Genomic DNA, 25,462 nt, shown 5'->3' on the forward strand with positions numbered 1-25,462 from the left:
ACCCCACCCCGCTGCTTTGCAGCGACCTCCCCACAAGGGGGAGGGTAAGCACTGCGACAACCGCTCAATTGCCCCGAACGCGCCGCCGGTCTATCTAGACCTTATGAGCGACACCTCCTCACGCCTCGCCGGCTGGACCGACCTCGCCAACCCGACGCGCTTTGTCGGGCTGGCCGACAGGCTGGTGCCGTGGCTGGCGTCGATCGCCGCGATCCTGCTAGCCACCGGTCTCTATATGAGCTTTGCCGCGCCTGAGGATTTCCAGCAAGGCATCACGGTGCGCATCATGTATATCCACGTGCCTTTCGCCTGGCTCGCCATGATGTGCTACACGGTGATGGCGGTCGCCGCGCTCGGCACGCTGGTCTGGCGCCATCCCTTGGCCGATGTCGCCCTGAAATCGGCAGCCCCGATCGGCGCCACCTTCACCGCGCTTGCGCTGGTCACCGGCTCCATCTGGGGCAAGCCGATGTGGGGCACCTGGTGGGTCTGGGACGCGCGTCTGACCTCGGTCTTCATCCTCTTTCTTATGTATCTCGGCATCATCGCGCTGACGCGCGCGCTGGATGACGCCAGCCGCGCCGCCTGGGCTGCCGCCATCATCACGCTGGTCGGCTTCATCAACATCCCGATCATCAAATTCTCGGTCGACTGGTGGAACACGCTGCACCAGCCGGCCTCGGTGTTCCGGCTCGGCGGGCCGACGATCGATCCCAGCCTGCTATGGCCGCTGCTGGTGATGGCGCTCGGCTTCACCGTGCTGTTCTTCGCGCTGCACCTGACGGCGATGCGCACCGAGATCCGCCGTCGGCGAGTGATCGCCATGCGGCGCATCGCGGCGCGGCAGGCAGAGCAACGCGACTAGGCGGTTCTCTTTTCCGGCCACTCGAATGACAACCGAACAGCAGCCTTTGCCTGTCTCCGTCTAAATTAGAATATGCTGCTATGTTGCTGTATAGCAACGAGGATTGCTGAAAGAGTGCCCTGACTGCGTCTGCTTATTGACAGCTCCAACCCAGGCGAGCAAGTAGCTGGAAGGCCACGAGGGAATCGACGATGAAACTGCTTCTACTCGCTGGTGTGTCGACAACGGCATTGGTGCTTGGTTGGAGTTCGGCCTACGCCGCCGACGCGATTGTCGACGTTCCGAGGGCGGAGGATCTCTGGTACGTCACGCTCTTCGGCGGCGCCAGTTTCCCGAACCATGTGAAAACGGACTACAATGGTACTGGCTATTCAGTCGATCTTGATACCGGGTTCGTAATCGGCGGCGCTGTCGGTCGGCGCATCAACGATGTGTTTCGTGTCGAAGGCGAACTGTCCTACGCGCGCTACAAGGCAAGCGAATACAGCTACACGGGCGTCGGCAACTATCCGGCTTCCGGCAATCTGTCGGCCACCTATCTTCTCGCCAACGTCTGGGCCGATGTTGCGCATTTTGGTGATGCCAAACTCTATGTCGGCGGCGGTGTCGGCGCGGCCTATGTTACCGCCGATACTCACTTTGATGGCCACGCCTTTGGATACGGGCCTGGCGGCTGGGGTTTCGCCGGCCAGGTGGGCGCCGGTGTTACCTACGCGGTAACGCAGAATGTCGACCTCGATTTCGGTTACCGCTTTAAGGCCGTGACAAGCGTGGATCTAGACGACAATGATGGCGGCGGCACATACGAGAACGCCAAATTGTACTCCCACAATCTCCAGCTTGGCGTTACCCTGAAGTTCTGATTGGTTCGTCGCAGGCCGCGACCGGGATTTGACGGATGCCGCTCTTGCCACGCCGGCAACCCCTGGGCCTGCCGGCAATGATCCCAGCCTCGCTGCCGACCGCCGGTGAGCCGGCGGAAAAGACATTGCAGCGCGGCATCGACCTGCAACGGCGCAAGCGTTTTCGCGAGGCCGAGTTCTGCTACCAGACGGTGCTTCGCACGCAGCCCAAAAATGCCATGGCGCTGAACCTGATGGGCACGCTCGCCATCGAGGCCGAGCATCATGACGCCGCCATTGCCTATATGGAAAGGGCGGTCAAGCTCGAACCGGACAACGCCATCTTCCGCAACAATCTCGGCAATGCCTACAATGTCACCGGCAACGTCGACAAGGCGCGCAGACATCTGAGAAAGGCGATCGAGCTCGACGGAGGGCTCATCGAAGCGCTGTGCAATCTCGGCCGCTCCTACCGCAGCCAGCTCGAGGGCGACATTGCTGAAGGGTTCTATCGCCGGGCGCTGGCTATCGACGGCCAGTCGGTGATGGCACTTGCCGGTATGGGTGATTTGCTCACCGACATTGGACGGCCGGCCGAGGCGGTCGAATGCTTCAGCAAGGCCCTTGCCATCGACCCGGGCCATGTCGAAGCGCTGGCCGGAATGGCGCTGGCGCGCCGGGCGGTCAAGGATGATCCGACGCTGCCTCTAATACGGGCTCGTCTGGAATTGCCGACGACCACCGATCGCGAGCGGGTGGTGCTGCACCATGCCGCCGGCAAGATGCTCAACGATCAGCGCGAGTATCGCCCGGCAATCCGCCATTTCGCGAGGGCCAAGGCGATTTCCGGCAATGATTTCGACATCGACCGGCACACCCAGCTTTACGACAGCTTCATCGACACTTTCGACGCCGGCTTCTTCGAGGCGCGAGCCAATTTGGGAAATCCATCCAGACGCCCGGTCTTCATCGTCGGCATGCCACGGTCGGGAACGACGCTGACCGAGCAGATATGCGCCAGTCATCGCGATATCAATGGCGCCGGGGAGTTGTCGACCATTCGTTCACTTGCCGGCGAACTTGGGTTCGACAAGCTCGACCCAGCCATTTTCACCAAGGGCATGGCGGCGCTCACTGCGGCCAAGGCCAAGGAGCTTGGATCGAAATATCTCGACGATCTCAACAGACGCAACACCAAGGCGCGGCTTGTCGTCGACAAGATGCCGCATAATTTCGAGCTGCTGGCCTTCATCAGCCTGATCTTGCCGAATGCCCGCATCATCCATTGCCGGCGTGACCCGATGGACAATTGCGCGTCCTGTTTCATGCATAATTTTTCCGAGGCGCACGGCTATAATGCTGATCTGACCAAGCTTGGGCAGTATTACCGGCAGTATGACCGCCTGATGCGCCATTGGACCAAGGTCATCCCGCTGAATATCCACGACATGCCCTACGAAGAAACGGTCGCCGATTTCGAAAATCGCGCCCGTGGATTGATCGGATTCCTCGGCGTTGAGTGGGACGATGCCTGCCTGCGTTTCAACGAGACCGAGCGCACCGTGCGGACGCCGAGCCGCTGGCAGGTGCGCCAGCCGATCTATTCATCCTCGGTCGAGCGCTGGAAGCTGTATGGCGACGCGCTGGATCCGCTGAAGGCGGCGCTGGGTCCGGTTTATCAGTCCTGATTTCAGTTGGCCCGAACAACCTCGCGCTCGACGCGCGCTGGCGTAGATTAGACCTGAGTTGCATCGTGCTTTGGGGCCAAATGAAAGCCGAATGCTTTCATGACCGCCAGTGTGGTTTCCAGCGTAGGATTACCGTTTTCGCTGAGCGAGGTATAAAGATGCTCGCGAGCCAAGCCGGTCTTTCTGGCAATGTTGCTCATCCCCTTGGCGCGGGCAACGACACCGAGGGCGGACGCGACGAATTTGGCGTCTCCGGTTTCCATTGCCTCTGCCAGAAACGCCTCGATTGCCGTATCGGAATCGAGCATTTCGGCGGGATCGAAATCATAGATTTTTTCAACCATTGTCGTCACTCCATTCTACGGCCAGGCGCTTTGCTGTCCGTATGTCGGTTTCTTGTGAACTTTTATCCCCGCCGCACAGGAGCAGGATGACCGTTTCACCGCGCTTGTGAAATAAACGCGATAGCCGGGCCCATAGTGAATGCGCAATTCACTGATGCCTTCACCCACTGGGGCCACGTCGCCGGGATTTCATACAATCAAACGTTGCAGCCGAACGGCAATTGCCGCCTTGGCTCTTCCGTCTTTCAGCTTTTGGTGCCACCTCCGAAAGGTGGCTGTCTGCTTCAGGATTGCCATGGGGACTAGTAAGTTATAAATTACAATTCGTCAATGTCGAAATAGGGCGAGCCTCCAAAACGAAAAGCCTCACCCCATCCGCCCACGCGCTTCCACCTTCAGCGTTTCCAGCACCTTGTCACCGTCGATCAGATGCACCTGGTCGAACAGGTTGGTCACGACGCAGCAATGATCAGGCACCACGCGAACGCGTTCGCCGATGCGCAGGCTCGCGCCATTCGCAAGCGTGACCGTGCCATGTTCCTCGCTCAAGCTGGTGACGCGGGCGCCGGGCATGCCGAGCAGCTCGCCAAAATCGGCGAGCCCCAGCGTGTCGCTGGACAGCGCCTTGCTGCCGCTGTCGAGGATGGCGCGGGCCGGCGTCGGATGGCTGACCACGGTGGCGAGCACCGTCAGCGCACAATCGTCGAGCGTGCCGACGCCTTTGGCGACCTGATACCGGTCGAGGTAGATGTAGGTGCCGGGGCGGTATTCGGTCACCACGCTGTCCTCGCCCGAGCGCCACATGTCAGGCGTGCCGCCGCTGGAGATGCGATCACAGGCGAGACCCGAGGCCGCGAGCGTTTGTTTGGCGCCGGCCAGCCAGGATTCAGCCTCGGCGGCGCGGCCGGCCGCGGGGTAGGTCATCAGCCCGCCGAAGGTGAGCCCCTTGGCTTGGTCGATCAACTTCGCCAGTGCCAGCGCCTCGGCGGCGCTTTGCACACCACAACGGCCCATGCCGGTATCGCATTCGACCAGGACGGGCAGGGGGTGCCCTGCATCGGTGAAGGTGGCGGCGAGCCCCTCCAGTGTTTCGCGGCTGTCGGCCGTCACTGACAGTGTCACGCGGCCATGCAGCGCCTTGAGGCGCTCCAGCTTGGCGCGGCCAAGGATGTTGTAGGGCAGGAAAATATCGGTCAGCCCGGCATCGGCCATCACTTCGGCCTCGCCGATCTTCTGGCAGGTGATGCCGACCGCGCCGGCCGCCATCTGCTTCTTCGCCCAATAAGGCAGTTTGTGCGTCTTGATGTGCGGCCTGAGTTTCAGCCCGTGGCGGTCGGCATGCGCCTGCGCTCGTGTGATGTTGGCTTCGGCGCGGGCTGCGTCGATGAGGATCGCCGGCGTGTCGAGGTCGTCTATGCCTTGCATGAAATATCACCCTGGGAAATCTGGCTGACTTATGGCCCCGATCCGCACGGATGTCATGGGGCCAGCACGCAGTTTGCGTCGACACCGCAGCGCTGTTCGGCTATGCGCTTCAGATAACTCCAGGGAACGCGACGCGAAGGGATCACGATCATGAAACGCTCCACCGTCAACGACATCATCCGCGATGCAGACGCCTTCATCCGCTCGTTCGGCTACATCATGCCGCCCTTCGCCTACTGGAGCCCGGAAGAGATGAAGGCGCGCAAGGCCGACTCCGCCGCCATTTTCACCTCGCGGCTCGGTTGGGACATCACCGATTACGGCCAGGAAAAATTCGACGAACTCGGCCTGTTCCTGTTCACCGTTCGCAACGGCGTCTATGCCGACATGAAGAAGGGCATGGGCATGCTTTATGCCGAGAAGATCATGATCTCGCGCAAGGATCAGCTGTCACCGATGCACCGCCACAACATCAAGGCCGAGGACATCATCAACCGCGGCGGCGGTAAGCTCGTGCTTGAACTGTTCATGCACGATCGCGACGGCGGCATCGATCCGAAGGCCGAAGTGACGGTGCCGGTCGACGGCACCATCCACAGGCTGCCGGCAGGCGGGCTCCTGAAGCTCGACCCGGGCCAGAGCGTGACGCTGCTGCCCGGCGTCTGGCACGCCTTCTGGGCCGAGGGCAAGGATGTGCTGATCGGCGAGGTCTCGACCGTCAATGACGATCTCACCGACAACGTCTTCCGCGAGCCGATCGGCCGCTTCTCCAACATCGACGAGGATGTCGCGCCGGTGCACCTTTTGGTGTCCGACTATGAGAAGTGGGTGGGGTAGGCGATGCCTAATCGCCCCAATTCACCTGCTGAAAGAACGTCCAGATGCTGATCGTGCTGTCATCCCGATCGCTCGTGCTGTGCAGCGTCAGGACAATATCCACGGTGGGCGGCGCCTTGATCAAGACTGTGATCAGGCGCGCGCTGCCGTCAGGCACGATACCTATGCCTGAGGTCATTTCCCAATTTCCGTCGGCTTGCTGAAGTCGGGAAGAAGTATCTCCGAATTGCTCCCTCATCGATGCATCGTTTGGAAACGGTTCGTCGGTGAGTTCTGCAAATTCCTTCCAGGATCCGGAGACTGCCGCCTGAATGGCGCGTTCTATTCTGGCTTTTTCCGCTTCGCTAACTTGAGCCGGCATCCCGAACTCCGATCTACCGCTGGTACTTATCCGCCTTGCGTGTTCCCAGCAAAAGCTTGCGTTCGAGCTGTGCCCGCAGCTCGCCATAATAGGCGGTGAGGAAGGCCCTGGAATCGACCGGCTCGATTGTCATGCCGATTTTGCGCCCGATCGTCTCGGCCACGGCTTTCAGGGCGAAATAGTCGTCGCGGCGCAGCACCTCTTCCAGCTTGTGCAGTTCGGCGATGCCATAGGCATCGAGCTGCGCCTGGGTGAATCGGAAGGCGCGTGCGTTGGTATTTTGCCTTTGCGACAGATCCTCGACCAGCGCCAGCTTGGGCGCCTCGACCACCCAGGTTCCAGCCAACAGGTCGCCGATGCGCATGCGGTCGCGGTTGAACAGCGGGAAGAGCGCAAACAGCAGCGTCCAGACCAGCCCGAAGATCGTCGACAACGTGTCGGCGAGCCCCATCTCGCTGCGGCCGAGGATGATCGACAGCGGCAGGAAGATCTCGATCTCGCGCATCAGATTGCGGGCGATGACCTGATCGACCGATAGGCCGGCGCCGCTGCGCGATGCCACCCGGATGCCGAGCATCCGCTTGCCGGGCGTGGCGGCGCGGCGGCCGGCCTCGAAGACGATGAAATAGGCGTTGCGCAGGAAGAAGATCAGGATGATCCAGACGACAAACAGCGGCTGCGCTTCCTCGCCGCCGAGGCCGCCCACGCCCAGCAGCGCGACGATCGTGATCACGATTGCGGCGACGACGATGATGACAAAGTCGAGCAGGAAGGCGGCGGCGCGGGTGCCGGCATCGGCGAGCTTTATCCGGAGATCGACGCCTTCGGGCGTGATCAGCGGCCGTATCGTCGAGACGGCGGCGCGCCTAACGGTCGCCATGCCGCACCACCCTGAACAAATAGAAATAACAGAGCCACAGCGTCAGCATGCCGCCGCCAATGGCATAGCGTGTGACGTCGCTGGTGATCACCTGCCTGCCGATGCCTTCGAGCAGGCCGGCGAACAAAAGCATGATCGTCACCCCGACCATGGTGGTTGCCGCCACGCGCCCGGCATCGGCTGCGGCCGTCATCCGCGTCAGTTCACCGGGGAAGGCGATACGCGTGCCGATACGCATGCCAGCGGCGCCCGCCAAGGCGATCGCGAACATCTCGGTGGTGCCGTGGATGGACAGCCATCCGCCCAGCTCGATGCCAAGCCCCTTGGCGACATAGATTTGGAACATCGCGCCGAGCAGGCAGCCATTCATCAGGATCAGGAGCACGCTCGGCACCGCGAAGGCAAAGCCGAGCGCGAAGGCCAGGATCGCCACCTGGACATTGTGCGTGAACAGATAGGCGGCGAAGCCCGACAGGAAATTGCTGTCGGCGCCGTCATAAAGCACCTGCCGCAGCACTTCCGCCGATGCATCCGGGTTGCGCCCGCCGGCCAGGCTCGGCGGAATGATGGCGTCGAACCAGCCCTTGTCCTTCGCCACCAGCCAGTAGCCGGCGCCGAGACCGACAAAGGTCAGGACGACCGACAGCAAGGTCTCGCGCCACAAATCGCGAATGGCATGCGGCCAGTCATGCAGGAAGAAATCGCCGATGCGCTGCCGCAACCCTCGGCGTGCGCCATAGAGGTAGAAATAGCCGCGCAGGCACAGCGCCTCGAGATAGCCGACCAAGGCATTGTCGAGCGAGGTCGCCCGCGCCACCGAGAGCGAGGACAGCGCCGAGCGGTAGAGCAGCGGCAGCGACAGCAACTCGTCTTCCGAGAGCGTGCGCGGCGCGCGTTTCTCGACCCGGGCGAGCAGCGCCTCGAACGCCTTCCAGTCGGCCTCGCGCTCCGAACGGAAGCTCGCCAGCGACTGGCGCACGGCATCCTTGCCGACCAGCGCGTTCACAACAGATCCTCCCGCTTGAACTCGAGATAGCGCTCGACCAGCGCCGGTCCGAGCCTCTGATGGTCGGCTTCGATGACATGCGCGCCGAGCAGCCTGAGCCTGCCGATGACGACCTGCCTTTCGCGCAGCAGCCCGCCGGCGACGACCGAGCGCGCCACATCCTCCGGTGCGTCCGGCGGCATGTCGGCCAGTGTCTCCAGTTCGACATCCCTCATCATCATGAACAGCACCAGATGCCGTTCGGTGAGCCGGCCGACCGTGCGCAGCATCAGTTCGGCGCTGATCGGATCGACGAAGTCGGTGAAGATGATCACCAGCGAGCGCCGGTCGAGCCGCGCCGCCAGCGTCGTCAGCGCCAGGGTGAAATTGGTCTCTTCCGTGGAATAGTCGATTTCCGCCGCCCGCTTCTGGATCATGGCGAAGCTGGCGGAGCCGCGCACGGCGCCGCTGGAGACGCGCGGCCTCGCGTCGAAGCCGAACAGGGAAACCATGTCGCCGCCCTTCAGCGCAATGAACGCCGACAGCAAAGCGGCGGTGACGGCGCGGTCGACCTTCGGCACGCCGTCGACGGGCTCGCACATCAAGCGGCCGCTATCGATGGCCAGCACGATGTTGTTGTTCTCCTCGATGCGGAATTCGCGCGCCAGAAGCCTGCCGTGGCGGGCGCTGCGCTTCCAGTCGATCATGCGCCGGCCCATGCCGGGCTGGTAATCCTTGAGCGCCTCGAATTCGCGGCCCTGGCCGGCTCGGCGCTGCGCATGGCCGTCGGGCAGCGCCTGTCGCTGCAAAAGCGTGATCGCCTCGTCGCGGGCGCTGCTGACGTCGGGCAGCACCGCCACCTTGCTGTCCATCGGCAGCACGACCTGGTTCCAGACCAGCCCGAACGGCCCGCGCCAGCGCACCCACAGGCGGTCGAACCTGGCCATGCCGCGCCGCAGCGCCTGGAATTTGAGGTCGAGCGATGCGCTGCCGGCCTCAGCAGTCAATGCCCCGCCGGTGCCGCCCAGCGGCTCTAGCCGCGCATCATGGCCGAGACGCGCCTGCACCGCGCGCGGACGCCCGCCAAGCCTGGCCGTGACGTGGACGGTGAACTGGCTGCCGACGCTGACCTGCGGCGGTGCATGGATGCTGGCGTTCAGAGAAGCCCGACCGCGCCCGGCGGCCGCGTCCACGGCCAGGAAAGCAAGCAGCACGCAAATCCACAAAAGACCGAGATACCACAGAGACGGCAGCGCGAGCGCGATCAGGAAGGCCGGTATTGCACCGGCCGCACCTGCCCAGACTGCCCGGCCGCTCGGATAGATCAACGTGGCGCTTCCGTCTGGTCGACGAGGTCGGTGACGATCTGCTCGACCAGGCGGCCGTCGATCTGCGCCGCAGGCGACAGGATCACCCGGTGGCGCAGCGCCGGCACGGCAAGCGCCTTGACGTCGTCGGGGATGACATAGGCGCGTCCGTCGAGCGCCGCCCGGGCGCGCGCGGCTCTCGCCAGCATGGCGCCCGCGCGCGGGCTGGCGCCGACTTCCAGATCGGGGCTTTCGCGCGTAGCCCGCACCAGCCTTGCGATATAGTCGACGACATCGTCGACCAGCGTGACCCCGCCGACGGTCGCCAGCGCCTTTTCCAGCGTCTTGCGGTCGGCCTGGGCGGTGATGCCGTACTGCTTGATGTCGTGCGAGGCGGTGCCGCCGCCATGGTGGATGATGATCGCCTTTTCCTCTTCCGCGCCGGGGTAGCTCACCCGGTGCTTGAACAGGAAACGGTCGAGCTGCGCCTCGGGCAGAGGATAGACGCCCTGATGTTCGATAGGGTTCTGCGTCGCCACCACCATGAAGTTCGGGCCGAGCGCATGAGTGGTGCCGTCGAAGGTGACGGCATGCTCCTGCATCGCCTCCAAAAGGGCAGCCTGGGTCTTGGGCGGCGTGCGGTTGATCTCGTCGGCGAGCAAAAGGTCGCAGAAGATCGGGCCGCGCGTCAGCGTGAATTGCCCGGTCTGGAAATTGTAGATGTTGGAACCGACGATATCGCCGGGCATCAGGTCGGGTGTGAACTGGATGCGGCCATAGGCGACGCCCAGCGCCTGGGCAAAGCAGCGCGCCGTCATCGTCTTGGCCGTGCCCGGCGGTCCTTCGAGCAATATATGCCCGCCGGCGAACAATGCCGTGAGCATCAGATCGACCGTATCGTGTTGCCCGGTGATGGCCTTGGCCACCTCTTCCCTGATCTGTGTCGCCAGGGCCTTCACATCATCGACGTTCACCGAGCCTCCTTGCCGTCCAGTCGTGCAGCTTTTCGGCTGCATCATGCATTTGTGTCAGGGTCTTTGCCGCGTTCGCAGCTTGCAGGCGGGTCGTGAAACCGCCGGCTTCGTCCTTGTCGCGGGAATCGAGCCAGCGGTCGAGCGCTTCGCCCTGCAAACCGTGCGGCGCGCCGAGCAGCGCGCCGGCGCGCACGCGTGCCAGTGCTCCATAGCGGTCGCCCAGTTCCTCCAGCCGGCCGGCGCGGCGCAACAGCATCGCCGTGGTGTCGACCAGCGCGCGTTTGCCGAAGGCGATGGCGCGCTGATCGGCCCGTGGCGGCCCGAACCGGCCAAGACCATGCAGGAAGGCAAGTGCCGCGGCCGCCAGGATGGTCAGCGTCAGCGCCAGGAAAGGCGGTTCGACCAGAAGCTTGGCGAGGTCGTATTTTCGCCCCGCGCCATGCAGCGTCAGGTCGAACATGACGGCACGCTCTTCGGGCTGCAGGAGCTCGATCAGCTTGAGCGCCGCCGCCGCCTTGTCGGGATCTTTCAAGCCAGCGTTATTGATGAGATCGGGGTCCGTCAGAATGTAGAACCGCTCGTCTTCGATCTCGGTCAGCACGGCCTTGCCGTTGCCGGCGGCAATCAGCGGGTGTTCGTCGGCCACCCATTGCAACTGGCCGGGAACGCTGACCATTTGCCCTGAGACGTCGAGTTGCTTGACCGTGGTCTCACCTTCGCCGAGCTTGGCCTTGGCGATGCGGCCGAGCCAGTCGTTGACCACCACATCCGGCAGCCGCTGGATCTTCATCTCCCAGCCTTCGTGCAAGGCCAGCGGCAAGGTCGCCCATTTGGGCAGCACGAACAGCGTATCCAGGCCCTTGCGAAGCTTGATGATGTTGGCAAGCGCATCCGGGTCGCTGTCGGGCGAAATGGTGACGATCAGGAGGTTCGTGTCGATCTGAAGATCGCTGTCGGACCGCGCCATGTCGGGCGCTTCGCCGGTCAGCTCCAGCCATTCCGCCAAGCCGGCATAGCCGATGCCGCTCTTCGACAGCGGGGTTGCGCCACCGACGCTCGGCTGGCGAAAGTCGGGCGCATAGGTGGACAACAGGAAGAAGCCTGCGGCCGCGAGCAGGCTGGCGAAAATGCCCCAGAACAGCGTCCTGCGGCTGAACGGCTCCTGCTGGGCGATGTCGGCTGTCGCGTCACTCACGTCCAGGCATCCCTGAAGACGAATCGCTCATAGGCGCTGCGCGCCTCCTGCCAGCCCTCGGGCCCGACCGGCCGGCGCGCGAACAACGCCGCCTCGACGATGCGCGCGATCTGGGTAAAGGCGCCACGCGCCCGCGTTGGCAGCGACGCCGCTCCCGCGATATCGCGCGCGGTCAGCGACGGGCGCAGGAAGTCGGGCAGGCGGCCGGCAATGTCGGCAACGCTGCGGCGCAGCAGGAGATGCACCGCCTCGTCATACTCGCCCCGGGCGGCCAGCGCATCGGCTTCCGACAACAGGATCTGCGCGGCGCCAACGTCGGGGTGCCATATCGCTTCCGCCTCGGTCACGCTCTTTTTGCGCCACCAGGGCAGGCGCCAGGCGACGCCTTTCACTTCAAGGACAATCAGCAGCAGAATGATCGCGGCACCTGTGATCACCGCGCCCCAGAACAGGTAGATCATGTACGGGCCGAGCGATTTCAGGAACTCGCCCAGCGGTCTCAGCCACTCGGGTGTCTCGGGTGGTCTGTAGGCCGGCAGGTCGAACTGGATCGAATCGTCCGACAGCAACTGCTTGTGCAGTTTGGCCAGCCATTCGGCTTGCGCAGCGTCCGGCTGTGCAGCAGTCACCTTCTCGCCCCCCTGCAACCTGCGGTTCGCGAGCCGACACTGGCAATGCAGCGTAACTTTTGCAAGTGGGCTAGACGCCAGTCGTTAATCTTGGCAAATTTACTACTGCGGCTGCCGGACAATATTCGGCGGTGGAACAGGGGGCGCATCATGACTTCGGAAACATTTGCACGGCCTGAGAAATTTCAGATCGGCAGGGTCTTCAACAACAGCTTCTCCGTCATCGGCCGCAACGTCATACTTTTCGTGGGGCTTTCGGTGCTGTTTGCGGGGGTGCCGGCAGTTATTCTTCGGCTATGGACCGAATCGCGCATGCAGGCGCTCCTGACGGCCAATCCCGGCGCTGCGGCCGACCCCGCCCTGGTGTTTAGCAACATTTGGGTGACGCTCCCGGCCAGTTTCATTGCCTCCCTTTTCGTACTGGTGCTGCAGTCGGCGCTCGTGCGAGCCACAATCGAGGATTTGAACGGCAAGCGGCCGACCTTGGGCGATTGCCTGCAGATAGCCATCCGATATTTTCTGCCGACATTGGCGATCGGCCTGCTCGTCGGCCTGGGCGCAGGCCTAGCCGCGCTTGCGTTGCTGGTGCCCGGCATCATCTTGTGGCTGGGCTGGTCGGTTGCGATACCGGTTCAGATCCAGGAGCGGCTCGGCGTGTTCGGCTCGATGTCGCGCAGCCGCGCCCTGACCAAGGGCAGCCGCTGGTCGCTCTTCGGCTTGTTCCTTGTCCTGATCATCATCGGCATGGTCATCCAGGGCGCGGTGGGCGTGTTTGTCTACCTGTTTCACGACATTGTCGCTACTGTCGTGGCGGCACTGGTGCAGAGCGTGATGTCGATGTTGCTGTCGGTCGCCGCCGCGGTCAGCTATGTCGAGCTGCGCCAGGTCAAGGAAGGCACCAGCGTCGACGAACTGGCCGAGATCTTCTCGTAAGCCGACGGGTTTGCACCGCCTTGACCCGGTCAGGTCAAGGCGGGTGCCAGGGCAGGAGGCATCGTGACGTCACTGGCGCAGGACCGACCGGAAAAATTCCGCATCGGCAGGGTTTTCAGCAACAGCTTCGCGGTCATCGGCCGCAATCTGGGTTTCCTTGCTGTGGTCGTCGGACTTTTCTCAACCCTGCCCGCACTGCTGTACAACCTCTGGAACCTGTCCCGGGTCGCTACATTGGTGAACGTCGACAGCGCCGGGAACGCCGCCGCTTTCGAAACGTCGGCCATGGGAGACTACTCGGGCTTATCGATAGTCGCTTCCTTGATCATTTTCGTTCTGGCCTTGCTGGTGCAAGCGGCGCTTGTCAGGGCGGCAATCGAGGATTTGAACGGCAAGCGGCCGGTCATCGGCGACTGCATCCAGATAGCATTGCGCAGCTTCTTGCCCACGCTGGGCATAGGCATTCTGATCATTGTCACTCTGGTGGTGGCTGTTTTTGTGATGGTTTTCATCGCCTGGGTCATTCCCCCTATCGGGTGGCTGATCGGGCTTGCCCTGGCGTTTATTCCCGCTTTCATGTGGCTGATTTCCGTATCGGTTTCCGTGCCCATTGCGGTTCAGGAGCGGCTTGGCGTGTTCGGCTCGATATCGCGCAGCCGTGCCCTGACCAAAGGCAGCCGCTGGTCGATATTCTGGCTGCTGCTGATCATTGGCGTGGCGGCGATGCTCATCCAGGCGGTGTTCTCGTTGTTTTTCGGACTGGCGCTCGCCACCGCCGGCGGCGTCACCGGTGTCGGTGTCCTGGTCGGAGCGATTGGCAGCACTCTGGTGTCGACGATCTTTTCGACGATGCTGTCGGTGACCATTGCCGTCACCTATGTCGAACTGCGCCAGGTCAAGGAAGGCACCAGCGTCGACGAACTGGCGCAGATTTTTTCGTAACGGCACATCGACCGGGGTAGGGCAATCGTGACGTCGATGACGCCGGAGCAGCCAGGCAAATTTCGCATCGGCAGGGTTCTCCGAGATACGTTCGCGATTATCCGGCGCAATCCGGTGCTGTGCTTGGGAGTGGCGTTGTTCGTATACGCCTTGCCGGAGTTTGGATTTTCCTACTGGTTCTGGGTATCCGTTGGGTCGGTAGAGCCCGAATACTCGATGCGACGGTTGACGATCACGGCAATCTTCACGTTGGGCTTTTTTGTGCTGGGGGCTTTCATGCAGGCGGCATTGACGCGAGCGGCCCTGATGGATCTGCGCGGCGAACGGCCGTCGGCACGCGATTGCATCAGAACAGCCTGTGCGCTTCTGCTACCGGCAAGCGCCGCCTCGATCCTGATCACATTCGCCTTCTGGCTGGGCCTGGTACTCATCATCGTTCCCGGACTGTTGCTGCTGGCGCGCTGGTCGGTCACGACGCCGGTAATTGTCGGTGAAGGGCGTGGCGTGTTCGCCAGCATGCAACGCAGCCGCGACCTGACCAAAGGCAGCCGCTGGCCGTTGCTGTGCATCTGGCTTGTCGTGCTCGTGCCTTCAATCACCGTGGATATTTGGGCGAACGCCTTCTTTTTCTCATTTGGTCTGACACTGGGCTTTTTGCTCAACGCCCTGGTCGATACAGCCCAAGGCTTGGTGGTATCGATCGCCATCGTCGTCATGTATGTGGAGTTGCGACAGCTCAAGGAAGGCACCAGCATCGACGATCTGGCTGAGATTTTCTCGTGAGCGAAAGTCGCCGATTTCGGTCGGTTGGCTGCCCTCTCAACGACAGCAGCTACGGTCCGCCTGCGGTCTCGTCCGGCACAGGCATGACGACGTGATCGCCACATTAGCCTTGGCCAGTGCTACGTCGAGCTTCTCCTGCACCCCCGGCAGTTCCACGCTCTCGCCGCGCCGCTTCAGACATTCCACCAACCCGTGCAGCGACCAGACATTGTCGGGGTGTGGGCGCAGCGCTGGACCTTGCCGCTCAGGCCGAGGTCGTCGCGATAGACCTGCTCGGCCTCGTCAGTGTGGCCCTGGTCGAGGACCAGTGCCGCCAGCGCATGGCGCGGCGGTGCATCCAGGCCCAGGGCTCGGTGTAGGACAGATTGTCGTCGAGTTCGACGGATTGGCGCAGATGGGCGTAAGAGTCGTCATGCTGCCCCTGGTGGTAGGCCAACTCGCCATCGAGCAAGGCGGCGCCGACGGCTAGCGAGGCCCGTGCCGGGTTGCTGAGGAAGCGCCGCTCGGGCGCAATGCTCTCGACATGCCTGCGGAAATTTTCGCGCTCACGCTCGGCTGCCGCGAATTGCTTGAGCGTCGCATGGGCGACGCCCTTGGCGTAGTGCTGCATGGCGGCGGCCAGCACATAAAGTGCCGGCTCGTCCACCATCGGCTCATCGATGATCTCCTGCCAGGCGCACCTGCACATGCGATTTTATCGCATGATAGCCCTCCACTGTTTGCGTCAGCTTTGGCCGGTCCTGGATGGCGACCACGTCGCGCGTGACCAGGCTGCGCACCTTGTCAGCCGCCCACAGTGCCGGCTGGTACTGGCCAAGGAACATGCAGGTGAACATCATCAGATTCAAATCGTGGCAGCAGCCGAGCAGATAGTAGGTCGTCTCACCGGCATAGGCGAGGTAGAGGTCGTTGGCGCGCACCGCCTTTTCGCTGGCCAGCTTTGCCTTCTCGTACTCGCCGCACAGCACATGGATATGGCCCGGCATATGGTTCATGTGGCCGGCATCGGGGCACATGGTGCCGAGCCGGTCCGCCGAGCGCATGCCGCGTTCCGGCTGCGTCGACATCTCGAGCAGATGGATATGCAGGTGCAGGATCGCCGGATGCGGCGCCGTGCCGGCTTCGCCCGAAAGCCGGATCGAGCGCTCGCATTCCGCCATGTCAGTACTGCTAAGGGAGACGGCACTAGAAAAAAGTTCCTACGCGATAGACCACATGATGTCGTTCTATCGTAACCCGTGGGAGCCTTATGAGGCTCGAGTTAGAGCGATTGACGAAAAGCACGAGGGGCTTGCTGTCTAACTAGCTTTTGGCGCAGGTAGTGGCGCGATCAAGCCGGCGCGGCTTTAAACGCAGCGCCGGCCACCTTAATCCTAGAACGATCACCCCTCCAGCCACACCTTCTCAAAATGCTGTTCCAGCGACTGGTGCTGTTCGCAGCCTTGCACGCCCTTGCGGTAGGTGCGGTAGACCGAGCGCCAGTAGGGCTGGATGATGATGCCGGCATCGCGCAGATTCTGCTCGATCCTGGCCATGATCTCCTTGCGCTGGGCGGCGTCCGGCGTTGCCAGCGCCTTGTCGAGAAGCGTGTCGAATTCCTTGTCGGCATAGGCGCTTTCGTTCCAGGCGGCGCCCGATTTGTAGGCGAGCGCCAACACCTGGACGCCGAGCGGGCGGCCCAGCCATTCGGTTGTGGAGAAGGGGTATTTGCTCCAGTCGTTCCAGAAGGTCGCGGCGGGCAGCATGGTTCGCTTGATCTTCAGGCCGGCCTCACGCATCTGCGCGGCGATCGCATCGCCGGTGCTCTTTTGCCATTCGACGTCGACCGAGATCAGCTCGAATTCGTGGTCCGTCTTGCCGGCCTCGGCGAGCAATTTCTTGGCCTGTTCCGTGTCGCGCTTGGCCGGGCCGATATCGGCAAATTCCGGGTGCATCGGGCCGACATGGTGATTGTCGGCAGGCTTCCCGCGGCCGCCGAGGCCGAGCGCCAGCACGGCCGAATTGTCGACCGCAAGCTGGGCGGCGCGGCGCACCTTGACGTCGTCATAAGGCGCGTTGCCGACATTGAAGCGGGCAACGATGGTCGAGCCGGTGGCGATCTCGGAATTCAACAAGCCCATCTGTTCGGTCTGCGACACGGCGTCGGACGCGGTCTCATGGTCGGTGTCGATCTCGCCGGATTCGAACGCCGACAGCATCGCGTTGGGGTCGGAGCCGTAATCGACCCATTTGATGCCGTCGAGGTAGAAGTCGCCCTTCCACCAGGGCTTGTCCTTGCGCTTCACCTCAGCACTGGTCTCGGTTTTCCAGCTGACCAGTTCGCAAGGGCCGGTGGTGATTGCGAGCGCCTTCATCGGATCGTCGCCGCCCTCATAGGAGCGGTGCATGATCAGCGCGGGATAGTCGGCCATCCCTGCAATCAGCGAAATGTCGGGTTTCGGCAGATTGAGCTTTACGGTGAAATCGTCGACCTTCTCGATGCCGCCATCGACCGGCTTCTTGGTGTCGGCATTGACCAGCGCGCCCATGCGCGCGGCGACCGAATTGCCGGGGACGGAAGCGTCGCACCAGCGGTTGAGATTGTGGATGACGTCATCGGCGTTGAAGGCGTCGCCATTCGACCAGGCGATGCCCTTGCGCACATGCAGCGTCAGCGTCTTGGCGTCGTCGCTGGTTTCCCAGCTTTCGAGCAGCCACGGCTCGAAGGTGAAGTCGCGGTTCCAGCGCACCAGATATTCGTTGCAGTGGCGCGCCACATTGGACATTTCGACACCGTCGAAAATGCGCGGATCCTTGAACCCCTTGACGTTCATGGCGACGCGCAAGGTGCCGCCGCGCTTCGGCTCCTGGGCCCGGGCAGGCGACGCGCTGAGGCCGCCCAGCGCCAGCGCTCCGGCAGCACTGACGCCGAAGCCGGCCATGATGGCAAGATATTCGCGCCGGTTGACGCCGCCTTTCCTGAAATCGTCGGCAACGGGCTTCGCCTGCGGGTGCAAATTGCGGTCGGTCAGCATGAATTTCATCGTCGTTCCCTCTTTTGTTGGGCGCCCCGACGGTCCGTCTCCGCTGGGGGCGGAGGCGACCATCGGGCGCGCCGTTGCCTGAGCAGGTGATGATAAAGCGGGCCCACCCAGGGAAATGTTCTCTTTTCCGCAATTCTTGTGCACTGCTCCGCAGAGGTAGACTGCCAATCTCCCCCCTTGTGGGGGAGATGTCCGGCAGGACAGAGGGGGGCGCTGTCCCGCCATCCCGTCTGCCGACTGGAGTATCTTCACAGATAATCGTTGCGCTGATTTAGGATATTGAAGGGCCGCGATCCTTCGCGCCCCCCTCTGGCCTGCCGGCCATCTCCCCCACGAGGGGGGAGATCAGCGCTTCGTCGTTCTTGCCGAGCACGGCGACGGCGGCGATGGCTGCAAGCGTGCACACGAACGCCTCGCCGGCGCGCGGAACATTTTTGCGGGCGCGCAGAAAACTGTGCACCAGCCGCGGCTCCTCATACCACCAGGCGCGGCCGCCTGCCGCAACGATGCGGTCGCGATAGGTCTCGCCGTCCGATGACAGCGGATCGCATTGGGCGGTGATGATGACAGTCGGCGGCAGGCCGGAGAAGTCATTGTCGCTCAGCGGCGAAAAAGTCGGGTCGTCGGGCGACTGTGCCGGGGCAGCGCGAATGGTGCGGTAGAACGCGATGTCGCGCAGCGTCAGCAGCGGTGCGTCGGCATGTTCGACATAGGAGCCGGCACTCTCGTCGCCGCCGAGGCCGGGATAGATCAGCACCTGGCCGACCGCGTGGCGCAGGTGGCGGCGCGACGCGTGCGCGACCGCGGCGGCAAGGTTGCCGCCGGCGCTTTCGCCAACGAGCACGATCGGCAGGTCCGTTGTCACCGCCGCCCATTCGAACACGGTCAGCGCGTCGTCGAAGGCGGCCGGGTGGGGATGTTCCGGCGCCAACCGGTAGTCGGCCGAGACAACGTCGAAACCGGTGCCGGCGCAGATTTCGGCGCAGATGTCGTCATGGCTGTCGAGCCCGCCAAGGACAATGCCGCCGCCATGATAGTAGACGATGACGGCGCGCACGGGCTTGCCCGCCATCCGGTAATAGCGGATCGGGATGGCGTGTCCTGCATCGGCGGCGATGATGCCGTCGCTGGCCGAAACCCCGTTGGGATAACCCTGATGGAAGGCGCGGCACATCGCATCATAGACCGACCTTTGCTCGGCGATCGGAAGTTCGGCGATTTCGGGCGGGAACCAGTCATTGACCAGGTCGATATAATCCCACAGCGCCGGGTCGAGCAGGGTGGCGTATTTGCCCCGTCTGGCTGTCTTGAGCTTGTGGGCGGTGCCCATCTCTCAGAGCTCGCCGTAGAGCCGTTCGGCGTTTTCAAAGGTGAATCGCAGCGGCACCGAACCCTCGACCTGCCAGGCGCTGACCGTGTCGCCCGCCATCAGCCGGCACGCGTCTATCGTGTTGGTGACGGCGCCGCCATAGAGCCGGTTGGCAAGGTTGAGGATGGCGGTCTGGTGCATGGCGGCACTGCCGCTGCCGCAGGCATCCTTGACCAGAAGCACGCGAAAGCCGGATGCGACCGCGTCCTTGACCGTGGCGTCGATGCAGGCCTCGGTCCAGACGCCGGCGACGATCAGCCATTCGATGCCGCGCGCCTTGAGTTCGGTTGCGGCAGGCCCGGCGCCGAAGGCGCTGGCCTGCGTCTTGACCAGCATCGTCTCGCCGGCCGCGGGCGCCACTTCCGGGCAGATTTCCGTCAGAGGATCGCTCTTGTCGGAAAAGGCGGACTTGCCGTCGGCGTCGAGCGGATGGAACGGACGCGCCTTGGCGGTATCGACGACATAGGCCCAGTGATAGAGCGGCACGAAGTTGCGCCGCGCCGCCGCCTGCAGGCGCTGGACGTTGGCCAGCACCTCGCCAAAACCTCCGACCAGATAGCGCTTGTCCTGCCGATGCTCTTCCTGGAGGTCGATGAACGCCGCGGCGACCGTGCCGCGTTTGATCGAGATGGGGCTTTTCATGCGGATAGGCTTATGCCTGTCGTCGCCAACGCCGCTCGGGTCGTGTCGACGCAAACGGTGGCGATTAGCGGGTGCCTCCCCACCTTCGTCATCCACGGGCGAAGCAGGAGCGAAGCTCCGTCGCGAAGACCCGAGGATCCATTCCGTGAGGTTGGCCGTGGGGTGCGGCGGAGCAGAACTTGCACCGTTGCGGCGCGGATGAGTCCCGGCATGGATCCTAGGGTCTGCGCCGCGTCGCTGCGCTCCTTGCTTCGCCCTAGGATGACGAAGGCATAGCTGCCGCGACTATTCCCGAAGGTTTGCGATACCGCGCTGACGTTAGTGAGGGACGCTGCGATCAAACCTGCTTCTCCAGAAACTCATCCTCGTAGGGAAAGCGCGACAGAAGCTCGGTGCCGGTGTCGGTGATCAGGATCTCGTCCTCCAGCTTGACGCCCTCGCGGCCGCCTTTCTCGCCGATATAGCTTTCCACGCTCACCACCATGCCGGGCACGATAATGCCGTCGCGGCCATAGGTTTCATAGTCCATGGCGTGCGCAATGAACGGCGTCTCGCCATGCATGCCGACGCCGTGCATCACCGAGGTATAGCGCTGGTCGACGAAACGGTCCGGGATTTTCCACGCCTTTTCGGCGATTTCGCGAAACGCCATGCCCGGCCTGACGATCGAAATGTTGTGCTGAACCTGGTCGTGCGCCATGCGGTAAAGCGATTTCTGATAGTCGGTCGGCTTGCCCGGCCCGCAGCGGAAGGTGCGCGAAAAATCGGAATAATAGCCATAGCAGCCGATCGTATCGGTATCGAGCGCCAGAAGCTCGCCCGGCCGGATCTTGCGGCCGCTGGCCTCGTTGAACCACGGATTGGTGCGCTGGCCCGAGGTGAGGAGCCTCGTCTCGATGAACTCGCCGCCCTGGCGGATCACCTCGCCATACATGATGGCGAACAGCTCGTTTTCGGAAACGCCGGGTTTTATCGCCTCGCGCACGGCATAAACAGCGGCTTCCGCGCCGGCCATCGACACCTGCAGGCATTTGACCTCCTCAGGCGTCTTGACCGCGCGCACCGCCAAAATCTCGCCCTGGCAATCCTTGACCTCGCAGCCGCGCTTTTCCAGCGCCAGCGCCTGCAAATGGCTGCAGCGGTCCAACCCGAGCTTCATCGAGCCGCCGCCATGTTTCTTCAAAAGCTCGGCGATCTCGTCGGCGAAGGGGCCGGCGGTTTCGTCGTCGCGGCCCGAGACCGAAGACCATACCAGCTTGGACGGGCGCGCCTCGTCGATCGTGTCGAGCACCATCGAGACATGGTAGCTCTGCGGGTATTCGAACAGCACGATCGGCCCGTCGGTCGGGATGAAGAAATACCGCGTCGAGTTGCGCAGGAAATAGCCGAACATGTTGCGCGAGCCGGTGGCATAGCGCTGGTTGTAGGGGTCGAACAAAACGACGCCGCCATAGCCCGCCTCGCGCATCCAGCCGCGCAGTTTCGCCAGCCGCCCTTTGCGCAAGGCGTCGGCATCGATGAAGGACGGCTCGGTATCCGACAGCCACATGCCGCCGGCGGAGTCGGCCGCGACCGGGTGGCGCATGCGGTCCTTGAAATCCACATCCTCGGTGCTGTCCGGGTCGAAAACGACGATGCTCATGGGTGCGCCTCCTGAAGGGCTAGACCATAGCCATCCGCCGAAAAATGTCTGTGCGAGAATCCGCAGATGTCGTGCGAAATGCCGCAAGAAGGGCATGGATACAAAGGGCAATGTTGCGATCCTTCGCGCCCCCCTCTGTCCTGCCGGACATCTCCCCCACAAGGAGGGAGATTAGCAGCTTTCGCGTCCCGCTCGCTGCAACGTTGGTGATTGGCGAAAGCCGAGGCGACATCTGATCTCCCCCCGTGTGGGGGAGATGTCCGGCAGGACAGAGGGGGGCGCTGTCCCGCCAGCATCTCACCGCGTTAGCGCGCAGCGCCCCCTAATGCCGCCGCATCGCCTTCGGCGCGTGGCCATGCTCTTCGCGAAAAGCCCTGGCAAAACTCGACATCGACGCGAAGCCGCAGGCCAGCGCCACGTCTCGCACCATCAGCGTCGAATGGGCCAACAGGTCGGCGGCGCGCCGCAGCCGGAGCCGCCGGTAATATGCATTGGGCGAAATGCTGAGCTGGGCGCGGAAATTGCGCTCCAACTTGTCGGAGGAGACACCGAGCCTTGCCGCCAGCTCCGTCATGCCGAGCCGCTCTTCCACCGCATCCTCCATGATGGCGATGGCCGACAGCACCAGTTCGTTCTGGACGCCGGTGCGCAGCCTGAGCGGCATCAGCTTGCGGTCGACGCTCGAACGCAAAGGGCTGTGCACGAACCATTCGGCAACGCCCGCCGCGAGCTCGCCGCCATAATCGTTGGTGATGATCTCCAGCATCATGTCGAGGCTGCCGACGCCACCGGCCGAGGTGAAGCGCTTGCGGTCGATGACATAGAGATCGCGCCGAAGCTCGATATCCGGGAAGGCCTCCGTGAAGGCCGCCTGGCTGGTCCAGTGCAAGGTGCAGGCATGGCCGTCGAGCAAGCCGGCCCTGGCGAGGAAGAAGGCGGCGTCGGCCACCGCGCCGATATGGGCGCCGGCGCGCAGGCTCCTGCGGATCCAGGCAACCGCATACTCCGCGACAAGCAAGTCCGCATTGCCGCCGGAGCAGACGACGATGCGGTCGACCTTCGGTGCGCTGGAGGCTGAGAATCCCGGTTGTATGACAACCCCGTTGGACGCCTCGACCGTTCCCTGGTCGGCGCCGACGATCACCCAGCGGTAACAATCGCGTTTGGCCAGCACATTGGCGGCGCGCAGCGGCTCGATCACCGAACTGAACGCCATCATCGGAAAGCCGGGAAAGACCAGCACGGCGAAGGTGAGGGGACCTTCGCTCGCTGCGGGTTGCGCCCGGTCGTGTGTTTGGCTGGCACGGTCGGTATTCACAATTGTGTATTTCCTGGGAGCGTCATTGGTGGCAGACAGGAAATGTAAGGGGCTTTTTGCCCCGCCGGCAATGGAGACGACGCCATGTTTGCGGCCCAGACCATCGACAGCACCGACAAGCCAGCCTTCTACCGCGAACTGGCCACCCAGTTGAAGGCGCTGCTGGAAGGCGAGAGCGACTCCGTCGCCAACGCCGCCAACACATCGGCGCTGATCTTCCAGATGGTGCCCGATCTCAACTGGGCCGGCTTCTATTTCCTGGCCTCCGACGAGGAACTGGTGCTCGGACCGTTCCAGGGCAAGCCGGCCTGCGTGCGCATCGCCGTCGGCAAGGGCGTGTGCGGCACCGCGATCGATCTCGAAATGTCGATGCTGGTCAAGGATGTGCACGAGTTTGCCGGCCACATCGCCTGCGACGCCGACTCGCGCTCGGAACTCGTCGTGCTGCTGAGGGACAGTGACGGCGTCTTCGGCCTGATCGACCTCGACAGCCCGACGCCCGGCCGCTTCGACAAGGACGACCAGGCCGGCATCGAGGCGCTTGCCGCGATCTATGTCGCGGCGAGTTCGTTCGAGGATTAAGCGAACTTCACCAGCATCAGGCTGAAGCAGCCGATGAACAGGAAGGCGCAGAAGGCGAGCGCCAGCGGGCGAAGGCCGCGCGAGCGCAGTTGCGAAATGTTGGCCTGCAGACCCATGGCGGCGAGCCCCATGGTCAGCATGATGGTGGTGGCGAACGCCATGGCCGACTTCACTTCGGCCGGCACGGCGACCAGGCTGTTCAGCGCCACGACGGCAATGAAAGCGGCGACGAACCACGGCATCGGCGGCCGCGCAGCGGATTGGTCGCTTGGGCGATCGCCATTGCTCTTGCGGCGCGCGATCAGGCCGAGTGCGACGACCATCGGCGCCAGCATGGCGACGCGGGTAAGCTTGGCGACGGTGGCGATCTCGCCGGACTGGGCGCCGTTCTGGAAGCCGGCGCCGATGACCTGTGCCACCTCGTGGATCGAGGCGCCGGCCCACAGGCCGAATGCGTGCTGGTCGAGGCCGAGCACCGGCGCCAGCAGCGGGAAGCCGAGCATGGAGACGGTGCCGAACAGCGTGATCGTGGCGACGGCGTAGGTGACATCTTCGTCACGCGCATCGGTGACGATGTTGGTGGCGACGATCGCCGAGGCGCCGCAGATCGAGGTGCCGGCGGCAATCAGCTGCGCCAGCTTGGCGTCGACGCCGAGCAGCCGGCCAAGCGTGATGGTGAAGACGAAGGTGGCGCCAAGGGTGGCTGCCACGATGCCGACGCCGCCGGCGCCGATGGAGACGACCTGGCCAAGCGTCAGCTGGAAGCCGAGCAGCACGACGGCAAAGCGCAGCAGGCGCTTCTGCGAGAAGGCAATGCCGGCCTTGGCGTGGGCGGGGGTGCCGAGCACGTTGGAATAGATCATGCCGGCGACGACGGCGAGGATCATCGGGCTGAACAGCGCGAAGCCGGAGACATTATGGGCCGAGAAGGCCACAGCCGTGATCATCGCTACCAGCACGATCCCGGGGATGACGCCATTCCACACGGAATCGAGCCGCTTCCGGCCCACGGCCAGATCGGCGGAAATCATGCTGATCGGAATATCGTTCGCTAGCTGGGCGGCGGAAGACAATGCAATTCTCCACGCAAGTACCTCAGGAGAATGTCATTCCAGAATCGATCTTTCCAATTGTTCTTGTTGGAATGATCGATCTTTGCGAACGGTCGGCAATGCCTTCAATCTTGCCTGTGCCATGCAAACATGATGACTGGCTCGGTTATGCAGCTTGACGCTCTGCGTCTTGCACTCCAGCGTGGCGTCATGTCCATTTTCTCGCTCGCCATCGCCCAGCGACGTCGCCTCTGCACAGTGCGGAGCGGCAAGGCGCGACGACAAAGACCGGCACACTAAGTCGGTTCGTTCGTTCCAGCCCCGCCCGCGACGTCTGCCGGCGGGGTTTTCATGTCTGGAGCCTTTGCCATGTCCAATTCTTCCATCCTGTTTCGGCCGGCCCAACCGGCGGACGCTGCCGCCATCAGGGACATTGTGCGTGCCGCCTATGCCAAATGGGTGCCTCTGATCGGCCGCGAGCCGCTGCCGATGCGCGCCGACTATGACAAGGCGGTCGCCGAACATCCGTTCGATCTCGCCATCGAAAATGGCCGCATCGTCGGCATGATCGAGACCATCCTGACCGACGATCATCTCTGGATCGAGAATGTCTGCGTCGCGCCACAGGCGCAGGGCAGGGGCATCGGCCGGCTGTTGCTGGAACGGGCGGAGCAGAAGGCGCTGGAGGCCAGCTGCTTCGAGCTGCGCCTGCTGACCAACGGCGCCTTCATGGCCAATGTGTTGTTGTACAAACGGCATGGCTATACGATCGACCGGGAGGAGCCGTTCATGAACGGCATGACGGTCTATATGAGCAAGAAACTGGGTGATGGCCGATAACAGG

The 25,462-nt window shown here is 63.2% G+C and carries 24 protein-coding genes and 2 pseudogenes; 9 read left to right on the forward strand and 17 right to left on the reverse strand.

Features of this window, described 5'->3' with window-relative positions; genetic code table 11:
* Nucleotides 1–103 precede the first annotated feature (103 nt).
* From NKI61_RS20210 to NKI61_RS20220, 3 genes are all read left to right on the forward strand, one after another.
* Nucleotides 104–865, forward strand: a complete 762-nt coding sequence (locus tag NKI61_RS20210) for a heme ABC transporter permease (protein ID WP_352537634.1) — start codon at nucleotides 104–106, stop codon at nucleotides 863–865.
* A gap of 191 nt (nucleotides 866–1,056) precedes the next feature.
* Nucleotides 1,057–1,728, forward strand: a complete 672-nt coding sequence (locus tag NKI61_RS20215) for an outer membrane protein (RefSeq protein ID WP_023816258.1) — start codon at nucleotides 1,057–1,059, stop codon at nucleotides 1,726–1,728.
* Between the two features lie 35 nt (nucleotides 1,729–1,763).
* Nucleotides 1,764–3,395: a tetratricopeptide repeat-containing sulfotransferase family protein gene (locus NKI61_RS20220; protein WP_352840448.1), complete on the forward strand. Its 1,632-nt coding sequence runs from the start codon at nucleotides 1,764–1,766 to the stop codon at nucleotides 3,393–3,395.
* Between the two features lie 47 nt (nucleotides 3,396–3,442).
* Here the strand turns inward: NKI61_RS20220 and NKI61_RS20225 are convergent, their stop codons facing one another.
* The 3 genes and pseudogenes from NKI61_RS20225 to NKI61_RS20235 form a co-directional block, all read right to left on the reverse strand.
* The gene (locus tag NKI61_RS20225) at nucleotides 3,443–3,739 is read right to left on the reverse strand and encodes an addiction module antidote protein (protein ID WP_023672893.1); all 297 of its coding nucleotides are present in this window, start codon (nucleotides 3,737–3,739) and stop codon (nucleotides 3,443–3,445) included.
* Nucleotides 3,732–4,036: pseudogene (locus NKI61_RS20230) on the reverse strand (type II toxin-antitoxin system RelE/ParE family toxin). The gene NKI61_RS20225 and the pseudogene NKI61_RS20230 overlap by 8 nt, the downstream one beginning before the upstream one ends.
* A gap of 69 nt (nucleotides 4,037–4,105) precedes the next feature.
* Nucleotides 4,106–5,164: a D-TA family PLP-dependent enzyme gene (locus NKI61_RS20235; protein WP_352537636.1), complete on the reverse strand. Its 1,059-nt coding sequence runs from the start codon at nucleotides 5,162–5,164 to the stop codon at nucleotides 4,106–4,108.
* A 150-nt stretch (nucleotides 5,165–5,314) separates the two neighbouring features.
* On the opposite strand from NKI61_RS20235, the gene NKI61_RS20240 reads away from it, so the two are divergent.
* Nucleotides 5,315–6,001: a D-lyxose/D-mannose family sugar isomerase gene (locus NKI61_RS20240; protein WP_023694398.1), complete on the forward strand. Its 687-nt coding sequence runs from the start codon at nucleotides 5,315–5,317 to the stop codon at nucleotides 5,999–6,001.
* A 7-nt stretch (nucleotides 6,002–6,008) separates the two neighbouring features.
* On the opposite strand, the gene NKI61_RS20245 is transcribed toward NKI61_RS20240, so the two are convergent.
* Genes NKI61_RS20245 through NKI61_RS20275 form a run of 7 tightly spaced genes read right to left on the reverse strand, consistent with a single transcriptional unit; the run spans nucleotide 6,009 to nucleotide 12,332 of the window.
* Nucleotides 6,009–6,362: a hypothetical protein gene (locus NKI61_RS20245; protein ID WP_023702292.1), complete on the reverse strand. Its 354-nt coding sequence runs from the start codon at nucleotides 6,360–6,362 to the stop codon at nucleotides 6,009–6,011.
* A 13-nt stretch (nucleotides 6,363–6,375) separates the two neighbouring features.
* Nucleotides 6,376–7,242, reverse strand: coding sequence for an RDD family protein (locus NKI61_RS20250; protein ID WP_352840450.1), 867 nt, complete (start codon nucleotides 7,240–7,242; stop codon nucleotides 6,376–6,378).
* Complete coding sequence (locus NKI61_RS20255) at nucleotides 7,229–8,248, reverse strand: stage II sporulation protein M (protein WP_023715249.1); 1,020 nt, start codon at nucleotides 8,246–8,248, stop codon at nucleotides 7,229–7,231. Before NKI61_RS20255 ends, NKI61_RS20250 begins: the two co-directional genes overlap by 14 nt.
* Nucleotides 8,245–9,555: a DUF58 domain-containing protein gene (locus NKI61_RS20260; RefSeq protein WP_352840453.1), complete on the reverse strand. Its 1,311-nt coding sequence runs from the start codon at nucleotides 9,553–9,555 to the stop codon at nucleotides 8,245–8,247. Before NKI61_RS20260 ends, NKI61_RS20255 begins: the two co-directional genes overlap by 4 nt.
* Entirely contained in the window at nucleotides 9,552–10,508 is a 957-nt protein-coding gene (locus NKI61_RS20265) for an AAA family ATPase (RefSeq protein ID WP_023698037.1), read from the reverse strand. Before NKI61_RS20265 ends, NKI61_RS20260 begins: the two co-directional genes overlap by 4 nt.
* Nucleotides 10,495–11,703, reverse strand: coding sequence for a hypothetical protein (locus tag NKI61_RS20270; RefSeq protein WP_023736408.1), 1,209 nt, complete (start codon nucleotides 11,701–11,703; stop codon nucleotides 10,495–10,497). Before NKI61_RS20270 ends, NKI61_RS20265 begins: the two co-directional genes overlap by 14 nt.
* The gene (locus NKI61_RS20275; RefSeq protein ID WP_023682900.1) at nucleotides 11,700–12,332 is read right to left on the reverse strand and encodes a DUF4129 domain-containing protein; all 633 of its coding nucleotides are present in this window, start codon (nucleotides 12,330–12,332) and stop codon (nucleotides 11,700–11,702) included. Before NKI61_RS20275 ends, NKI61_RS20270 begins: the two co-directional genes overlap by 4 nt.
* 150 nt (nucleotides 12,333–12,482) lie before the next feature.
* On the opposite strand from NKI61_RS20275, the gene NKI61_RS20280 reads away from it, so the two are divergent.
* The 3 genes from NKI61_RS20280 to NKI61_RS20290 all read left to right on the forward strand — a co-directional run bounded on the left by NKI61_RS20280 (nucleotide 12,483) and on the right by NKI61_RS20290 (nucleotide 14,990).
* Nucleotides 12,483–13,265, forward strand: a complete 783-nt coding sequence (locus tag NKI61_RS20280) for a hypothetical protein (protein WP_352840456.1) — start codon at nucleotides 12,483–12,485, stop codon at nucleotides 13,263–13,265.
* A 63-nt stretch (nucleotides 13,266–13,328) separates the two neighbouring features.
* Entirely contained in the window at nucleotides 13,329–14,207 is an 879-nt protein-coding gene (locus NKI61_RS20285) for a hypothetical protein (protein ID WP_023715255.1), read from the forward strand.
* Between the two features lie 27 nt (nucleotides 14,208–14,234).
* Nucleotides 14,235–14,990: a hypothetical protein gene (locus NKI61_RS20290; protein ID WP_023743642.1), complete on the forward strand. Its 756-nt coding sequence runs from the start codon at nucleotides 14,235–14,237 to the stop codon at nucleotides 14,988–14,990.
* Between the two features lie 36 nt (nucleotides 14,991–15,026).
* On the opposite strand, the pseudogene NKI61_RS20295 reads toward NKI61_RS20290, so the two are convergent.
* From NKI61_RS20295 to NKI61_RS20320, 6 genes and pseudogenes are all read right to left on the reverse strand, one after another.
* Nucleotides 15,027–16,141, reverse strand: a pseudogene (locus NKI61_RS20295) (hypothetical protein); the annotation flags it as partial.
* Between the two features lie 231 nt (nucleotides 16,142–16,372).
* Nucleotides 16,373–18,013, reverse strand: a complete 1,641-nt coding sequence (locus NKI61_RS20300) for an ABC transporter substrate-binding protein (protein ID WP_352840459.1) — start codon at nucleotides 18,011–18,013, stop codon at nucleotides 16,373–16,375.
* 271 nt (nucleotides 18,014–18,284) lie between these two features.
* Entirely contained in the window at nucleotides 18,285–19,343 is a 1,059-nt protein-coding gene (locus tag NKI61_RS20305; protein ID WP_352840461.1) for an alpha/beta hydrolase, read from the reverse strand.
* Between the two features lie 3 nt (nucleotides 19,344–19,346).
* Nucleotides 19,347–20,024 (reverse strand): isochorismatase family protein, encoded by a 678-nt coding sequence (locus NKI61_RS20310; protein WP_352840464.1) that lies wholly within the window; start codon nucleotides 20,022–20,024, stop codon nucleotides 19,347–19,349.
* Nucleotides 20,025–20,361: 337 nt separating this feature from the next.
* Nucleotides 20,362–21,666 carry a M24 family metallopeptidase gene (locus tag NKI61_RS20315; RefSeq protein ID WP_352446613.1) on the reverse strand — a complete coding sequence of 435 codons (1,305 nt, stop codon included), beginning with the start codon at nucleotides 21,664–21,666 and terminating at the stop codon, nucleotides 20,362–20,364.
* Between the two features lie 322 nt (nucleotides 21,667–21,988).
* Entirely contained in the window at nucleotides 21,989–22,885 is an 897-nt protein-coding gene (locus NKI61_RS20320) for a GlxA family transcriptional regulator (RefSeq protein WP_286439855.1), read from the reverse strand.
* A 183-nt stretch (nucleotides 22,886–23,068) separates the two neighbouring features.
* Between NKI61_RS20320 and msrC the strand changes: the two genes are divergently transcribed.
* Nucleotides 23,069–23,566 (forward strand): free L-methionine (R)-S-oxide reductase MsrC, encoded by a 498-nt coding sequence (gene msrC, locus NKI61_RS20325; protein WP_023730524.1) that lies wholly within the window; start codon nucleotides 23,069–23,071, stop codon nucleotides 23,564–23,566.
* Here msrC and NKI61_RS20330 read toward each other — a convergent pair.
* Entirely contained in the window at nucleotides 23,563–24,597 is a 1,035-nt protein-coding gene (locus NKI61_RS20330) for a YeiH family protein (RefSeq protein ID WP_502899909.1), read from the reverse strand. The two genes, msrC and NKI61_RS20330, sit on opposite strands and share 4 nt — an antisense overlap.
* 390 nt (nucleotides 24,598–24,987) lie before the next feature.
* On the opposite strand from NKI61_RS20330, the gene NKI61_RS20335 reads away from it, so the two are divergent.
* The gene (locus NKI61_RS20335) at nucleotides 24,988–25,458 is read left to right on the forward strand and encodes a GNAT family N-acetyltransferase (RefSeq protein WP_352840470.1); all 471 of its coding nucleotides are present in this window, start codon (nucleotides 24,988–24,990) and stop codon (nucleotides 25,456–25,458) included.
* Nucleotides 25,459–25,462: the final 4 nt, after the last annotated feature.

This window comes from Mesorhizobium sp. M0514 (assembly GCF_040321145.1).
Lineage (GTDB): Bacteria > Pseudomonadota > Alphaproteobacteria > Rhizobiales > Rhizobiaceae > Mesorhizobium.

Coding starts and splice junctions, on each gene's coding strand:
- NKI61_RS20300 (WP_352840459.1), bottom strand. CDS start 18,013: ATGAAATTCATGCTGACCGACCGCAATTTGCACCCGCAGGCGAAGCCC.
- NKI61_RS20240 (WP_023694398.1), top strand. CDS start 5,315: ATGAAACGCTCCACCGTCAACGACATCATCCGCGATGCAGACGCCTTC.
- NKI61_RS20210 (WP_352537634.1), top strand. CDS start 104: ATGAGCGACACCTCCTCACGCCTCGCCGGCTGGACCGACCTCGCCAAC.
- NKI61_RS20335 (WP_352840470.1), top strand. CDS start 24,988: ATGTCCAATTCTTCCATCCTGTTTCGGCCGGCCCAACCGGCGGACGCT.
- NKI61_RS20250 (WP_352840450.1), bottom strand. CDS start 7,242: ATGGCGACCGTTAGGCGCGCCGCCGTCTCGACGATACGGCCGCTGATC.
- NKI61_RS20315 (WP_352446613.1), bottom strand. CDS start 21,666: ATGAGCATCGTCGTTTTCGACCCGGACAGCACCGAGGATGTGGATTTC.
- NKI61_RS20320 (WP_286439855.1), bottom strand. CDS start 22,885: ATGATGGCGTTCAGTTCGGTGATCGAGCCGCTGCGCGCCGCCAATGTG.
- NKI61_RS20235 (WP_352537636.1), bottom strand. CDS start 5,164: ATGCAAGGCATAGACGACCTCGACACGCCGGCGATCCTCATCGACGCA.
- NKI61_RS20220 (WP_352840448.1), top strand. CDS start 1,764: ATGCCGCTCTTGCCACGCCGGCAACCCCTGGGCCTGCCGGCAATGATC.
- NKI61_RS20310 (WP_352840464.1), bottom strand. CDS start 20,024: ATGAAAAGCCCCATCTCGATCAAACGCGGCACGGTCGCCGCGGCGTTC.
- msrC (WP_023730524.1), top strand. CDS start 23,069: ATGTTTGCGGCCCAGACCATCGACAGCACCGACAAGCCAGCCTTCTAC.
- NKI61_RS20305 (WP_352840461.1), bottom strand. CDS start 19,343: ATGGGCACCGCCCACAAGCTCAAGACAGCCAGACGGGGCAAATACGCC.
- NKI61_RS20225 (WP_023672893.1), bottom strand. CDS start 3,739: ATGGTTGAAAAAATCTATGATTTCGATCCCGCCGAAATGCTCGATTCC.
- NKI61_RS20215 (WP_023816258.1), top strand. CDS start 1,057: ATGAAACTGCTTCTACTCGCTGGTGTGTCGACAACGGCATTGGTGCTT.
- NKI61_RS20245 (WP_023702292.1), bottom strand. CDS start 6,362: ATGCCGGCTCAAGTTAGCGAAGCGGAAAAAGCCAGAATAGAACGCGCC.
- NKI61_RS20280 (WP_352840456.1), top strand. CDS start 12,483: ATGACTTCGGAAACATTTGCACGGCCTGAGAAATTTCAGATCGGCAGG.
- NKI61_RS20330 (WP_502899909.1), bottom strand. CDS start 24,597: ATGATTTCCGCCGATCTGGCCGTGGGCCGGAAGCGGCTCGATTCCGTG.